Origin of the sequence: Pedobacter frigidisoli, from assembly GCF_004331675.1 — a bacterium.
Lineage (GTDB): Bacteria > Bacteroidota > Bacteroidia > Sphingobacteriales > Sphingobacteriaceae > Pedobacter > Pedobacter frigidisoli.
On record NZ_SJSN01000007.1, the window covers coordinates 258,731 to 274,386 of the forward strand.

General features: G+C 38.3%; 14 protein-coding genes. 10 read left to right on the top strand and 4 right to left on the bottom strand.

Annotation, left to right across the window (positions count from 1 at the left end):
• Positions 1-213: 213 nt before the first annotated feature.
• Positions 214-2,145: a DEAD/DEAH box helicase gene (locus tag EZ449_RS11055; protein ID WP_131558642.1), complete on the bottom strand. Its 1,932-nt coding sequence runs from the start codon at positions 2,143-2,145 to the stop codon at positions 214-216.
• A 290-nt stretch (positions 2,146-2,435) separates the two neighbouring features.
• Between EZ449_RS11055 and EZ449_RS11060 the strand changes: the two genes are divergently transcribed.
• Both EZ449_RS11060 and EZ449_RS11065 read left to right on the top strand, forming a co-directional pair.
• Entirely contained in the window at positions 2,436-3,596 is a 1,161-nt protein-coding gene (locus EZ449_RS11060) for a hypothetical protein (protein ID WP_131558644.1), read from the top strand.
• A gap of 11 nt (positions 3,597-3,607) precedes the next feature.
• On the top strand, positions 3,608-4,075 hold the full coding sequence (locus tag EZ449_RS11065) for a HEAT repeat domain-containing protein (protein ID WP_131558647.1): 468 nt from the start codon (positions 3,608-3,610) through the stop codon (positions 4,073-4,075).
• A gap of 69 nt (positions 4,076-4,144) precedes the next feature.
• On the opposite strand, the gene EZ449_RS11070 is transcribed toward EZ449_RS11065, so the two are convergent.
• Complete coding sequence (locus EZ449_RS11070; RefSeq protein ID WP_131558649.1) at positions 4,145-4,612, bottom strand: DUF4293 domain-containing protein; 468 nt, start codon at positions 4,610-4,612, stop codon at positions 4,145-4,147.
• 562 nt (positions 4,613-5,174) lie between these two features.
• Between EZ449_RS11070 and truA the strand changes: the two genes are divergently transcribed.
• The 5 genes from truA (at position 5,175) to rlmF (ending at position 11,703) form a co-directional block, all read left to right on the top strand.
• Complete coding sequence (gene truA / locus EZ449_RS11075; protein WP_131558686.1) at positions 5,175-5,924, top strand: tRNA pseudouridine(38-40) synthase TruA; 750 nt, start codon at positions 5,175-5,177, stop codon at positions 5,922-5,924.
• A 70-nt stretch (positions 5,925-5,994) separates the two neighbouring features.
• The gene (locus tag EZ449_RS11080; RefSeq protein ID WP_131558651.1) at positions 5,995-7,764 is read left to right on the top strand and encodes an ABC transporter ATP-binding protein; all 1,770 of its coding nucleotides are present in this window, start codon (positions 5,995-5,997) and stop codon (positions 7,762-7,764) included.
• A 56-nt stretch (positions 7,765-7,820) separates the two neighbouring features.
• A complete protein-coding gene (locus tag EZ449_RS11085) occupies positions 7,821-8,846 on the top strand; it encodes an isoaspartyl peptidase/L-asparaginase family protein (RefSeq protein ID WP_131558653.1) in 1,026 nt (341 codons plus the stop codon).
• Between the two features lie 168 nt (positions 8,847-9,014).
• Entirely contained in the window at positions 9,015-10,283 is a 1,269-nt protein-coding gene (gene dctA / locus EZ449_RS11090; RefSeq protein WP_131558655.1) for a C4-dicarboxylate transporter DctA, read from the top strand.
• Positions 10,284-10,701: 418 nt separating this feature from the next.
• On the top strand, positions 10,702-11,703 hold the full coding sequence (gene rlmF, locus EZ449_RS11095) for a 23S rRNA (adenine(1618)-N(6))-methyltransferase RlmF (RefSeq protein ID WP_131558657.1): 1,002 nt from the start codon (positions 10,702-10,704) through the stop codon (positions 11,701-11,703).
• A 155-nt stretch (positions 11,704-11,858) separates the two neighbouring features.
• Here rlmF and EZ449_RS11100 read toward each other — a convergent pair whose 3' ends face one another.
• Positions 11,859-12,548 carry a VIT1/CCC1 transporter family protein gene (locus tag EZ449_RS11100; RefSeq protein ID WP_131558659.1) on the bottom strand — a complete coding sequence of 230 codons (690 nt, stop codon included), beginning with the start codon at positions 12,546-12,548 and terminating at the stop codon, positions 11,859-11,861.
• An 84-nt stretch (positions 12,549-12,632) separates the two neighbouring features.
• Positions 12,633-13,061 carry a cupin domain-containing protein gene (locus tag EZ449_RS11105; protein ID WP_131558661.1) on the bottom strand — a complete coding sequence of 143 codons (429 nt, stop codon included), beginning with the start codon at positions 13,059-13,061 and terminating at the stop codon, positions 12,633-12,635.
• A 296-nt stretch (positions 13,062-13,357) separates the two neighbouring features.
• Between EZ449_RS11105 and EZ449_RS11110 the strand changes: the two genes are divergently transcribed.
• The 3 genes from EZ449_RS11110 to EZ449_RS22825 form a co-directional block, all read left to right on the top strand.
• Positions 13,358-14,005, top strand: a complete 648-nt coding sequence (locus EZ449_RS11110; RefSeq protein WP_131558664.1) for a hypothetical protein — start codon at positions 13,358-13,360, stop codon at positions 14,003-14,005.
• A 255-nt stretch (positions 14,006-14,260) separates the two neighbouring features.
• Positions 14,261-15,133 carry a succinate--CoA ligase subunit alpha gene (gene sucD / locus EZ449_RS11115; protein WP_131558666.1) on the top strand — a complete coding sequence of 291 codons (873 nt, stop codon included), beginning with the start codon at positions 14,261-14,263 and terminating at the stop codon, positions 15,131-15,133.
• A 317-nt stretch (positions 15,134-15,450) separates the two neighbouring features.
• A partial coding sequence (locus EZ449_RS22825) for a hypothetical protein (protein ID WP_205942949.1) occupies positions 15,451-15,656 on the top strand: 206 nt, incomplete at its 3' end.

Below are 15,656 nucleotides of genomic sequence, written 5' to 3' on the forward strand. Positions count from 1 at the left end.
AAGAAAGAGAAGCTGGATTTTTTTAAACAAAAAAGTCGTTCCAAATGGAACGACTAGGATTAAACTTTGTATCCTTTGCGAAAAACTTAGCGCTCTTTGCGCTTACTTGTAATGTACGGAACCAAATTTCGTTTTTAAGTATTTATAAACACTACACAAAAAAGCCGGTCTCGAATAAACGAAACCGGCTTGTAAAATATTTGGTTTAGTGATTTACCATTTTTTTCTGCGTTCGCCACTTCCACCCTCACGATTTCCACCCTCACGACTTCCGCCTTTATCTTCACGGCTACGTCCAGAGAAATCTCTGAAACCGCCTCCGCTTCCGCCATCACGACTTCCACCTTCTCTACGTCCGCTACCGCCAGAACTTCTTCTGTCGCCACCTCCGCTATTTCCACCACGGTAACCACCGCCACCGCCACTTCTTCTTTCGCCGCCACCGCCGAAACCACCGCTACGTCTTTCACCGCCACCGCGTCTTTCGCCACCGCCGCCGCCTTCACGAGGATTATCTCCGCTTTTTTCGATACGTACTGCACGTCCGTTAAACTCAACAGATTTAAAGCCTTCGAAAACAGTATCAGCTACAGCATCTTCCACTTCAAAGAAAGAGAAAACACCTTTTAAATCAATTTTACCAACGCTTTTGCCACCAATTTTTCCATTGTTACAGATAAATGATAACATATCGCCACGTGTAAATTCATCTACAGATCCTAAGTTGATGAACAAACGTGTATAACCTTCGCTACCACGTCCGCGTCCAGCACCTCTTTCTCCACGTTCACCTCTTTCACCACGATCATCGCCAACTGCAGCGTTTAAATCTGGTGCTTTAGAATAGTAATCTAGGAAACGGTTGAATTCTAATGATGCAAAACGTTTAATCACATCCTCTTTAGATAAATCTTTAAACTCATCCATTATGCGAGGAATGTATTGATCTATTTGCTCTACATTAACTTCTACGTTGTGTACTTTATGTACTAAAGAGAATAATTGTTTTTCACAAACATCAAATCCCGTAGGTAACTCAGCTTTGGTAAATTGTTTACCAATAATGCGTTCCAGCTGACGGATTTTTCCAACTTCCTTAGAGTTGATGATACAGATTGAAATACCTGTTTTACCAGCACGACCGGTACGACCAGAACGGTGGGTATAACTTTCAATCTCATCAGGTAAAGAGTAGTTAATTACGTGAGTAACACCACTTACATCGATACCACGGGCAGCAACATCAGTAGCAATTAACAATTGCATGTTACGCTCACGGAAACGTTGCATTACTTTATCACGTTGTTGTTGCGATAAATCGCCGTGTAAAGCATCAGCATTGTAGCCATCTTTAATTAAATGCTCAGCAACATCTTGTGTATCCAATTTGGTTTTACAAAATACCACTGCAAAAATTTCTGGGTTGAAATCTACAATACGTTTTAAGGCCGCGTATTTATCACGAGCACGAACGATATAATATTCGTGTTCGATGTTTACGTTACCAGTGTTTTTTGTGCCCATTGTTAATTCTACAGGGTTGTCCATATAGTTTTTAGCTATACGGCGAACTTCTGCTGGCATTGTAGCCGAGAATAACCAGGTTTTTTTGTCATCAGGAGTAGTTGATAAAATGTCGTTAATGTCATCCTGGAAACCCATGTTTAACATTTCGTCAGCTTCATCAAGCACAACATATTTAACTGCAGAAAAATCGATGGCTTTACGGCCAATGATATCCAACATACGGCCAGGCGTGGCCACTACGATTTGAACGCCTTGGCGTATTTCGCGTAGTTGTTGCATAATGTTAGCGCCACCGTAAACGGCAACCACATGTGCATTAGCAACGTTTTTAGAAAAGTTTTTAAGGTCGTTAGTGATTTGTAGGCAAAGCTCACGAGTAGGGCACAAAATTAGTGCCTGTGGCTTATTACTTTTAAAATCAATTAGTTCTAACAGCGGCAAACCAAATGCGGCTGTTTTTCCTGTTCCTGTTTGGGCCAAACCAACAAAATCATTAGTGCCTTCTAACAGTACAGGAATACTTTGCTCCTGAATAGGTGTTGGAGTTTCAAATCCAAGATCCTTTACGGCATTAACGACGTCATCACTTATCCCCAATAATTGAAATGGGTTTGTCATTCGTCTTTTATTTATTTAAGCCGCAAAGGTAAGGTTAATATTTCGTATTTTACAGTAAGTCAGTGAAATAAAAAGTGTTGAATATAAATAAGTTATAGGTTTGTTTAAACAAAATAGCTATATTTAATTATAATTTCTTCCGCATAAAGGTGCTCATATCTATTTCCTTGTTTTATTCCGATCGCTTGATTAAGTACAAACCTTAAACAAAAACCTTTCTGAAAATGTCAAAAATTACCAAAATTGACCCTGGGAAACTCGTGGTTTAACGAGATTTTCCACACATTTTTTTGCATCCAATTACGGCTAAGTACAGTTCGTTGGGCGGTGCAACTGGCTGGCTTGGCCCGGCGCTAACTGGAATTCTTACCTGTCCGGATGGAACTGGTAAGTATCAGCATTATGCCAATGGCTCTATTTATTGGCATCCTAACGCTGGTGCGCATGAAGTACATGGCCTTATTCGGGCCAGATGGCAAAGCCTCGGTTGGGAAAAAAGTGCACTCGGTTACCCAATTACCGATGAATCTAAATGCCCGGACAACATAGGGCGTTACAATCATTTTCAATATGGGAGTATTTATTGGAGCCCATCTACTGGCGCCTGGGAAGTTCACGGCTCCATTCGGGCCAAATATTCTCAACTTGGATGGGAAAAAAGTTTCCTCGGCTATCCTTTAACAAATGAAAGTACCTGCCCCGATGGCGTTGGCAAATACAATCATTTTCAAGGCGGAAGCATTTATTGGAGCCCTTTTACAGGCGCATTTGAGGTGCATGGCTACATCAGGCAGCACTGGTCGTCTCTAGGCTGGGAAAAAAGTGCTTTGGGCTATCCCATATCCAATGAAATGGTTGTTTTTGGAGGTGCAGCTCGAATCTCCAACTTCCAGCATGGCAGCATTTATTGGTCTACCACGGCAGGTTCAAGGGTTTTAAAGGAAAGGCTGCGTGTGCATATTAAAATTTTAGCTCAGCCAACTACTTTTACCATGAATGAGCAGTTTGCCGCCATGCAGGAAGTTTATGCAATCGCTGGGATCAGAGTAGATTGGGCAACAACAGAAAACCTCAATTTAGCTTCGTTAACCGATGTAGATGTTGGCGGATGTACGATGGGTAGCGTAACTGCAGAGCAAGTTACCTTGTTTGGAAACAGAAATTTTGTTGGGGCCAATGAGGTGGTGGTTTACATGGTTCGCAGTACGGTGCCGGGCTATAATGGTTGCGCTGCTTATCCCAACGGAAGACCTGGGGCTGTAGTGGTTAGAACGGCATCTCGCTGGACTTTAGGTCATGAATTGGGGCATGTGTTAGGGTTGCCTCATGTTAACGATAATAACCGCTTAATGACTGGAAATGGAACTTTTAACATTACGAACCCACCACCTGATTTAGCAAGTGGAGAGCAAAATACCATGATAGGTAGCGGTTTAAGTGTAAAACTTTAAATAAAACTATTATGCCAACTATAGAAGAATTAAATGAACAAGTAATTGCTTTTTTAAGGCAAGATGAACTTGATTATCCTGGAGGAGCCGCAAAGTTTGGTCCGGCGGTTTTACCCCTACTAAAAGCTTTAATTGATGGGAATGATGAAAATCTAGCCATTAAGGCGGCGTATCTGGCGGGTTACATCAAGCACGATTCTGTAAAGGATATCATTACAGATGCGGCCTCGAATAAATTTACAGCGGTAAGGGTGGCTGCAGCTTATGGAAGTCAGAAGTTAAGTGCTACAGATGCAAGTAAGGTGCTTGAAAAATCTTTGGTAGATACCGACCCAGGGGTTTTGAAAGTCGCCATTCGATCGGTCGAGAGCCTAAATATTGCCAAAAATTTTAAAACCCAATTGGGTAATATTGGTAAAGCTCAACTCGATTTAAGCGTAAAGGGCTTTGCAAACGATCTGATTAAGAAGATCAAGTAGTGTAGAAATCTTTAATGCAAAAAGCCAATCATTGCAAAATGATTGGCTTTTATTGTTGATCAATGTAAACTATCTTAATCGTTCAGCCGAACGAATTAACCTTTCATCTTTATTAATTCCGAAAATGGCAAGTACGCAAAATAAAATCGAAAGTGCCGGTAAATAAGCGCCGAAATCGAAATGTGCACCTGCTATTCCTCCAGGTAATTTTTGAGCAAAAATGCTGCACCAAAAAGCAAAGCCGCCAATAGCAACGATAGAGAATATGGCAATCCGCTTTTGTAAACTTCTTCTTTTAAAATTAAAAATATTAAAGAAACAAAGAACAGCCACCACGATATTCGTAATTAAAAGTGGCGTAAATTGTTCTTTCATGAAGCCCGGGCCAGGTTTGCCAACAGCATCTTGGTACAAACCTACTGTATGTATAGTAGTTTCTGTTGTTTTATTTTCTTTGGATAAAATTGGTAAAAACAACATCAAAATCAAGGCGATAGCGGCCAAAAAAAGCCAGATAGATTGTACTCTTTGTATCATGTTAATCAAATATTTCAGACAAATTTAGATTTTTTATCTGTAGGATAAAAGAACCAGTAAGATAATGGAGCAAAGAAAAGGGAATAATGATCGGACGCTCAGGGCTGGCGCATTAAAATGGATTGTTTTTAATACAAACTTAATTTGCAAATGGAGGGAAGAACTCCGAATTTTCTGCAGTCCCGCAATGTTCCAATCTTTTTTGTTTTTGATGTAATTGAAGCCGGAATAACAAAAAAGGATTTCCACTTTTGTCGGGTTTATAAATTTAGGCTGGGGCTTATGCATAAAGGGGTTGCTAATGCCTTAGAAAGGTGCAAATTTTTTTCCTAAACCTGATATTGCCAGATAGCCCGGACCCGATTCTTCATCGGGGAGGACTTTGGGCTATTAGCAGGACTGCAGACCGCCATAAAAAGGAGGAACGTACGTTTTCAAAAAAAATGTGCTCACAGCGTATTCAATTTAAATGTCAACCAATATTAATTTTAATGTATTTGCTCCAAACTCCACCATTTTAATTCTTTGTTCCTTACGCTCTAAAACGTATTTTTGCATCGCTTTGAGTAAAAAAAGGTATTTCATACAAATTGCTTATGATGGCAGCTTATATCACGGCTGGCAAATTCAACCCAATGCAATAACTGTTCAGGAGTTGTTGGATAAAGCCATGTCAACTTTTTACCGCCAGCCCATAGAAACATTAGGTTGCGGCAGAACAGATGCTGGTGTACATGCTACAGATTTCTATGCTCATTTTGATGTAGAAAATTTAGAGGAAGCTAAGGTTCTAAATGCAATTGCAGGAATAAATGCAATGTTGCCTTACCAAGTTGCAGCGAAGAAAATAATTTCGGTTAATGATGATGCTCATGCCCGATTTGATGCAACTGCTCGTGCCTACAAATATTATATTCATTTTGAAAAAGATCCCTTTAAGCTTAACCGATCTTGGTTGGTTAAAGATAGATTGGATGTTGAGCAAATGAATCAAGCAGCTGATTTGTTATTAAATTATACCGATTTTTCTTGTTTCAGCAAATCGAACACGCAAACTTTTACCAATAATTGTAAAATTACCGAAGCTCGATTCGAAGAGAAAGAAGACGGTTTGGTTTTTACCGTTCAAGCCGATCGTTTTCTCAGAAATATGGTTCGGGCCATTATGGGAACTTTAGTTAGGATTGGTAAACACGAGATTACCCTAACAGATTTCAGTGAGATAATTGAAAGCAAAAATCGCAGCAACGCCGGACAATCGGTACCTGCTTGCGGTTTGTACTTAGTGAAAGTAGAATACCCGTACATATAATGAGAGATTGAGAGAATGATGGAATGGCAACATTTACTCATTCAAAACTCATTCATTCAAAATTAAAAAAATGGCAGTAACAGGAGAGGTATATAACACAGGATTGCTGAAACGTATTTTTCAATATGTAAAGCCTTATCGTGCTGTTTTTGTTTGGTCGGTTATTTTAACGATTTTATTGGCGGCAATATCTCCAGTTCGTCCGTTTTTAATAAAATATACGCTCGATCATTATATTTTAACTGGACAATATTCTGGTTTGGTAAACATGACGATACTCATGATCTTCATGTTAATATTGCAAACCTTAATACAATATAACCACACACTTTTAACCAATACTTTGGGTCAATCGGTTATTCGAGATTTAAGGATTAATGTTTTTAACCACATTACTAAACTTCGTTTAAAATACTTCGATAAGACCCCAATTGGACAGCTCATCACCAGAACAGTATTCGATTTGGAAACCATTGCCGATATTTTTTCTGAGGGTTTAATTTCCATGATCGGCGATTCATTACAGGTTGTAGTAATTGTTGGGGTAATGCTTTATACCGATTGGGAATTGAGTTTGGTGGTTTTATTGCCAATCCCACTATTAATTATTGCTACAAGAAAGTTTCAAAAAGCAATTAAGGTAGCTTTCCAAGAGATAAGAAATGAGGTTTCTAACCTGAATACCTTTTTGCAAGAACACATTACGGGTGTTTCTATTGTGCAGTATTTTGCGAGAGAAAGACAGGAATACAAAAAGTTCTACGCTATAAATAAACGCTATCGCGATGCCAATATTCGTTCTAACTGGTATTATTCGATATTTTTTCCTGTTGTAGAATTAATCTCGGCAATGTCTTTAGGCTTGCTGGTTTGGTATGGTGCTAAAAGTATCTTGGCTAAACCATTGGATGTAACGCCTGGAACCATCACGCAGTTTATTATGTATTTGGGTATGGTGTTTACGCCCATTCGTCAACTGGCTGATAAATTTAATACGCTACAAATGGGCATGGTTGGCGCAGAACGGGTATTTAAGGTTTTGGATACCGATGAAACTACTCCAAATGAGGGAACTCAGAAACCAGAAAAATTGGCTGGAAACATAGAATTTAAAAATGTTTGGTTTGCTTATAATGATGAAAGCTATGTTTTAAAAGATTTATCATTTAATGTTAAAGCTGGCGAAACAGTTGCTTTGGTTGGTGCAACTGGTGCTGGGAAATCCTCAACAATTAATATTCTGAATCGATTCTACGAGGTTAAAAAGGGAGAAATTACAGTTGATGGCATTCCTATCGAAGATTTTGATTTGGATTATTTACGAAGCCATATTGCTACCGTTCTTCAGGATGTATTCTTATTCTCCGACACGATTTTAAATAACATTGCGCTAAATAATCCCGAAATTACTATAGAGGACGTGGTAAACGCCGCCAAAAAAGTTGGTGCCCATGAGTTTATAGAGCGATTGCCCGGAAGCTACCAATACAATGTAATGGAAAGAGGAGCAACGCTTTCTGCTGGTCAGGCACAGCTAATTTCGTTTATTCGAGCTTTGGTTCACAACCCTGCTATTTTGGTTTTAGATGAAGCCACCTCATCAGTAGATACTGAAACGGAATTGCTTATTCAAAAAGCGATTGATAACTTAATGGAGGGAAGAACGTCGATCGTAATTGCGCACAGATTATCGACCATTCAAAAGGCTGATCAAATTATTGTGCTCGATAAGGGTGAAATCAAGGAAAAGGGAACCCACCAACAGTTGCTTAAACTAAACGGTTACTACAAAAAGCTTTACGATCTGCAATTCTCATCAGAAGGCATTGCTAAGGCTTAATTCCGTTTATCCCGAGAGAATTGTTTAATTTAACGTCTTCATAAAATCTATTGAGGATGAAATTTCTAAAAATATTTGCAGTACTGTTAATCTCAGTAATGGCGCTGAATGTTTCTGCGCAGCAGAAAAAATATGTAATGGTTATTCACGGCGGTGCCGGAACCATTTTAAAAAAGAACATGACTCCCGAAAAGGAAGCAGCTTATATCGCTGCCTTAACTCAGGCGCTTCAAGCCGGTTATGCAGAAATTAAAGCTGGTAAATCTAGCATAGACGCTGTGGAAGCAACAATTCATGTCCTGGAAAATGATCCTCATTTTAATGCCGGTAAAGGTGCTGTTTTTACCCACGACGGTAGAAATGAGCTTGATGCCGCTATTATGGATGGTAAAAATTTAATGGCTGGTTCTGTGGCAGGAGTCACTAAGATCAAAAATCCAATTTCTGCGGCAAGAGCCGTAATGGAAAAATCTGAACATGTAATGATGGTTGGCGCAGGTGCAGATCAATTCGCAAAAGAAGCAGGTTTGGAAATTGTAGATCCAAAATATTTCTGGACAAAAGAACGTTGGGATGGATTGCAACAAGCGATAAAAGAAGATTCTACCAAAGCGGTTTTAGATCATGGAAGTAAAAAATCGGAATTATTTGGTGTTAAAAACCACGATTATAAGTTCGGAACAGTTGGCTGCGTGGCATTGGATAAAGCAGGAAATTTAGCTGCTGGAACATCTACTGGTGGTATGACTAACAAAAAATATGGCAGGGTAGGAGATGCACCAATTATTGGCGCAGGGACTTATTGCAATAACGAAACAGCAGGAATTTCTTGCACCGGTTGGGGCGAATACTACATCCGCAATGTGGTTGCTAAAACCATTTCCGATTTAATGGAATATAAAAATTTATCTGTAACCGAAGCTTCAAAGATTGTATTGGATAAAGTTGGTAAAATGGGTGGCGATGGTGGCCTTATTGCCTTGGATAAGAAAGGAAATGTGGCCATGCCATTTAATACCGAAGGCATGTACCGTGGAACAGTTACTGCAGATGGTAAAATTGAAGTGAACATTTATAAATAATGAGGAAGCTATGTTTGCCCTTATTCTTAATTGGAATTGCTTATGTTATTAGCGCACAAAGCAAATTTACAATTGGTACATTATTCATTTTATTTTAAGAAAGGCTTTCTTTTCATAAATTTTAGGCAAAGAAAAAATTAATCTATATTTCAATTTTAAAGGCATAAAATGAAATCTATCCTTTCCAATTTAACATTTCAGGTTTTAGTTGCCATTACCATTGGCATATTGGTTGGAACCTACTTTCCTGAGTTTGCGCCAACAGCGAAATTAATTAGTCAGGGTTTTATTAACTTGATTAGCATGCTCATAGCGCCAATCATATTTTTCACCATTGTTTTGGGTATTGCGCACATGGGCGATATGAAAAAGGTTGGTAGAGTAGGAGGAAAGGCACTTTTATATTTTGAAGTGGTGAGTACAGTTGCCATTGCCATCGGTTTGCTTGTTGCCAATATTCTTAAGCCTGGTGAAAGCATGATTGCCAAGTCGGGCGATGCCACAAAAATTGCGGGTTATGCAGAACAGGCAAAGGAAATGAATTGGGCTGAATTCTTCTTGCACATTATTCCACACAATGTTATTGCAGCTTTTGCTGAGGGAAATATTTTGCAAATCTTATTGTTTGCCATTCTTTTTGGTTATGGATTAAATAAGCTTGGCGGAGAAGGAACTGTTGTTTTAAATGCATTTGATAAAATCTCCAAAGTGCTCTTTAAGATTATGAAAGTGATTATGCGTTTGGCACCAATCGGCGCTTTTGGCGGAATGGCTTTTAGTATTGGTACGCATGGTTTGCAAAGCATTGTTGGCATGGCAAAATTGATGGGCTCAGTTTATTTAACTTGTATCCTGTTCATTTTTATTGTTCTAAATGGCATTTGTAGGTATTATAAATTCAGCCTTTGGCAATACCTTAAATACATCCGTCAGGAGATTTTAATTGTATTGGGAACCTCTTCATCAGAATCTGCCTTGCCAAGTATGATGCAGAAAATGGAAGCGATAGGTTGTGATAAATCGGTTGTGGGTTTGGTTATCCCAACAGGGTATTCTTTTAACCTCGATGGCACGGCGATTTACCTGGCCATGGCGGTAATTTTTCTTTGTCAGGTTTTTCATGTCGATTTATCCCTCGGACAGCAAATTACAGTTTTGGGTGTATTAATGGTGACTTCAAAAGGCGCTGCTGGTGTAACAGGAAGTGGTTTTATTGTGTTGGTATCTACTTTAACGGCACTAAAAATTATGCCGATTGAGCACATTTCTATTTTAATTGGAGTTGATCGTTTTATGAGTGAGGCACGAGCAATTACCAACGTTATTGGGAATGGAGTCGCAACAATCGTAATTGCTAAAAGCGAAAATCAGTTCGATGAGGCGAAGTATTTGAAAGCGATTCAACCAGCTATGATCGAGAGGAACGAGGAAAGTTAGTTGGGAGTTTTCAGTTTGGAGTTTTCAGTTTTGCGCGGAAGCATTCACAGCTCTTTGTATGCTGCGGAAACCTAAATGAACTGTTTAATTTAAAACTATCGCATTGCCATAATGCAACCTCAAATAGTAGCAAAAAGCCGGCGTTGCTAAACGGGATTGGAATGATATCCTTTTTGATGCAGCAAAATTAAATTAGCAAAAACACCCACAAAAAGATTTAATGTAAAGCCCGAGAAGACCATTGACAACGCTACAGGTTATCCTTTTCAAAGAGATAGTTTATTAAAATTGCGACTCTGTGTTCATGTAATAGCCTCAGCGGTTGGTAGCCCAAACTTAAAACTCATAACTCTAAACTAATTATCCTACCTTTGCAGTAGAAACATGCACACAGCTTGTTTAATTAAACCAGATCACATTGGCTCAACAAGAACAAAATAACCGCAAAGAAAAAAGCGAGTTACATCCACGCAACAAACACCGTTCGCGTTACAATTTCAAACAACTTAATGCAACTTCAAAAGAACTAAAACGTTTCGTTTTCAAAAACGAACACAATGATGATTCTATAGATTTTGCAGATCAAGATGCTGTTAAAGCACTTAACAGAGCATTGTTGAAATACTTTTACAATATTTCACAATGGGATATTCCTCAAGATTTTCTTTGTCCGCCAATCCCGGGTAGAGCAGATTACATTCATTATGTAGCCGATCTTTTAGGTTCTAGCAATAAGGGTAAAAACCCAAAAGGAGCTAATGTTAACATACTTGATATTGGTGTTGGTGCAAACTGCATTTATCCCATCATTGGTCATCAGGAATATGGATGGAACTTCGTTGGTTCGGAGATTGATCCGCTTTCGGTAGATTCTGCCAAACGCATTATCGAAGCCAATAAACCCTTGCAAGGTGCTGTAGAAATTCGTCAGCAATCTTCGAGAATGGGAATTTTTAGAGGTATTGTTGGTGGCAGAGAGCGTTTCGATGCCGTTGTTTGTAATCCACCTTTTCACTCTTCGTTAAAGGAAGCTGAACAAGGCACTCGCCAAAAATGGCGTAATTTAGGTGGTAATGAAAAGGAAGTTAAACACGTTTTAAACTTTGGTGGAAACAAGGCAGAGCTTTGGTGCCCAGGTGGCGAACGTGCTTTCGTAGAGCAAATGATTATCCAAAGCGAGCAAATTAAAAATCAAGTTCTGTGGTTTACTTCTTTGGTTTCAAAAAGTGCGAACTTAAAAAGTATATATAGCGCCTTAGTTAAAGCCAATGCTTTTGAGGTTACCACTGTACAAATGTCGCAAGGACAAAAAGTAAGTCGTTTTGTTGCCTGGACTTTTCATGATGAAGCTGCTCAGGCAGAGTGGGCAAAAGGTTGGAAAGTAGAACCAAAAATTAAAACTGAAGATAAAGGCCTTTAAATTTAAAATAATTAGTAAAGCAAAGCCGGGTTAACAATTAAAGTTAGTCCGGCTTTTTGTTTCTATTCTCGATGAAGAATCGGGAGATAACACTTCAATCCGGTTTAGTTTAATTGGGTTTTTGCTACTATTTACAGTTGCCAAAAGCCCAATAGCTAACCTGTTCTAGCATCAAAAATATATCCAGCTAATGCGGTTATTACCATTGCAACCGTTCCCCAAAAACAGATTCTTATAATGCCTTTTATCATGTCGGAGCCACCAGCTTTTGCTGCAATAGCGCCTGATAAAGCTAAGAATACTATTGCAAAGCCGTATTGGTAAAAAACCATCGATTTAATAGGAGCAAAGAGTGCAACAAAGAATGGCAATATTCCGCCACTAATGAAAGATGCGCCAGAGGCTAAAGCTGCTTGAAGTGGTTTGGGTTGTGTATGTTCATTAATCCCTAGCTCATCTCTGGCATGGGCCGCTAATGCATCTCTATCTGTAAGTTTTATAGCAACTTGCATGGCCAAATCCTCGTCTAGTCCTTGCGCAACATATATTTTGGCAAGTTCCTTTAACTCAACATCGGGCATGGTTTCTAGTTCTATTTTTTCCCTTTCAAGGTCTGCCCTTTCAATATCCGATTGTGAGCTTACTGAAACGTATTCGCCAGCTGCCATAGATAATGCTCCGGCAACCAAACCAGCCAATGCGGCTAACACAATCGGACTTCTCGTGTCGCTTGCTGCGGCAATGCCAATAACCAAACTTGTTGTCGAAATAATTCCATCATTAGCGCCCAGTACGGCAGCCCTCAGCCATCCTGTTCTATTGGTGTAATGTTTTTCTAGTTCCATTTATAGTGGCTTAGCCTTTTATTAGATTTTATAAGTGCTACTTAGTTTAGAGGTGCTACTTTAATCCATAAGGATTCTAATATTTTATTTCTTTTCATAAACAATCATAATCACCAAATTATTATCGTCATTTGGAGTTATTCCGTGAGAGCTTCCTGGTCTGGTTAAAATTGCGTCACCCGGTTTTACAGCAAAAATTTTCCCATTCATCTTCATTTTTCCATTACCACTTATCACATAATAAATCTCATCTTCTTTTTGTAGGTGGTAACCAATGGATGAACCTGGCTTCAAAACCCTCTTCCTAAAAGCGGTTTTTAAGTTTTTTGCATCGCCGAAGAAATTAAAACCTATGGTATTTCCACCGCCATTGTGTGTGCCTGCTTCTTCTTTGGCCACATCTACATCGTTTTGCAAAATGTACCTTGTCGTATCATTATTTTGAGCTTTAGCGTGGATACTAACTAAAGTAACAGCAAAAGCGATTATAATTTGGAAGCATTTTTTTTTCATATTTTGATGTTTGGCTGTTGGCCTGAACTTTGATTTATAGGTTTGAGCTTAGATCTTTAGTCATATTGCTTTAGTCTCTGAGGTAAATTTAAACGTTTTGGTTGGATCTGAATAGTATCTTAAAAAATCTTAAGGCATATAAATTTTTAATATTGACAAAAAATTATTGAAGCTGTATGCCTAAAAATACAAAAATTTGATTTTTATCAATATAAATGTTTCCAAAATTGATGTTAATCTGTAATATTAGTTAGACATGATGTTGTGAATTGCGCTTTTGTTCTTACCTTTGCACCATGAAAAAATCCCCATTGTTCTTTTTAGTTCTTACCCTAATATCCTCATTAGCTATCACATCTGATAAATTATTTGCTCAAACTGCAAGTACTGTTAATTATACAATCGCTACAGTCAATTTTGAATCAATTAATGGAGATATATTAATTGAAAACCTGGTAAACACTAGACATGAATTCAATAAGAACTTAACTAAATATAATAAGGTTAATACCACCAATCTTCCAAAGGCTGAATATATTTTTAATAAAGAAAATTTAACAACATTTACTTTCGAAGGACTTGACTTTCTTATGAAGGATAATCAAGTATTGGGTATAAAGGGATTGAATCTTTCTAACGAGGTTTTAGCACAAATAACCGATAAATTAATTTTTTTAGATCGAGTGCAATTCTATTATGCAGAGAAATTAAATAACGAATACCTTGATCCGAGCGACGATGTTCAAACGATAAAATATACTGATAGACAGTTTTTTTTATCCTTGAAAATTTTATCAACTACCCTTAAGGATATTGCTGCATTCACCAAAACTGCCAATCCATCTTTAGCAGTTGCAATTAACGTATCAAAAATGCGTGAGCCAAATATCGATAAGTCTGTTGGTGTACAAAATATTCAATCGCTAGTTCAGTTATCCAAATAGGATAGCTGGAAATACACGTCACTTTCTTGCTTAATCATTCAAAAAAATTAGTCTAGAATATCGAATATTGGATTAACTTATTGCCTAAAATTTTACGGAAACTGCTTGATCAAACATTGTTAATTTCGATGAAATAGGAAATCTATAAAATTGCATAACAAATATTAAATCCACGAATTAGAGCAATTTTAACCTAAAAAAAGATTTGAATTCCAGCTCCAATATATTAGCTTTGCACAAAAAAAATATTGATACATGAGCGTTTTAGTAAATAAAGATTCTAAGGTTATCGTTCAGGGTTTTACCGGAAACGAAGGGACTTACCATGCTGAGCAGATGCTGGCATACGGTACAAACGTTGTTGGTGGTGTTACCCCTGGCAAAGGTGGGCAATTGCATTTAGATAAGCCTGTTTTTAATACTGTTAAAGATGCCGTTGATCAAACGGGTGCAAATGTGTCTATCATTTTCGTTCCACCAGCTTTTGCTGCTGATGCGATTATGGAAGCTGCCGAAGGCGGTATTAAAGTTATTGTTTGTATTACTGAAGGTATCCCGACTAAGGATATGATTCAGGTTAAAGAATATATTTCTGATCGTGATGTTACGCTTATCGGCCCTAACTGCCCAGGCGTAATTACTGCTGATGAAGCCAAAATTGGTATTATGCCAGGTTTCATCTTCAAAAAAGGTCATGTAGGTGTGGTTTCAAAATCTGGAACTTTAACTTACGAGGCGGTTGATCAAGTTGTTAAAGCTGGTTTAGGTATTACAACTGCAATCGGAATTGGTGGTGATCCAATTATTGGTACGCCAACTGTAGAAGCTGTTAAGTTATTAATGAACGATCCAGATACTCATGGTATTATCATGATTGGTGAAATTGGTGGTGGAATGGAAGCTGAAGCTGCGCTTTGGATCAAAGAGAACGGTACCAAACCTGTTGTTGGTTTCATCGCTGGTCAAACTGCACCTGCCGGACGTAGAATGGGTCATGCTGGTGCTATCGTTGGTGGTGCTGATGATACAGCTGCTGCTAAAATGAAAATCATGCGTGAGTGTGGTATTCGTGTAGTAGAAAGTCCTGCTGAAATCGGTGCTGCAATGGCAGAAGAATTGGCTAAGTAAGATTTTAAAAAAAAATCATAAATGAAAGCGCTTCGATTATTCGAGGCGCTTTTTTTTAAGAGCATTTCCATACGAAAAGCCTCACCCTATGAAAGTTTGAGGGCTAGGCTCAGTTTAACGCTATCCCTCTCCAAAAGAGAGGGATTTTGAGTTTTTGGGTAAAACCCTGTCCTTTAGATTGTATGCTGGGTTAAAAAGCATTATCCCTTGTTTCCCTCTCCTTCGGAGCTAATCTTTACACACATTTATTTAGCAGATATAATTAATTAATACGCTGATTATCAGTTAATTACGGTTTATTTTTCGTATATTTAGTGATGTTAGATCATTGCTATTCAGGTATTTACAAGGGTTTTTTATCAGATAATCGTATTGCTGCCAGATTGGAAAGTTGTCTATCAGATTTATTATCTTCGGGAACAGCAGTTATCAATCAGTTAGCCCAGACTCATACCCTAAAAACTGCTTTTTACCGTATGCTATCAAATACTCGATTAGATCACGATGATATCCTGGAAGGCGG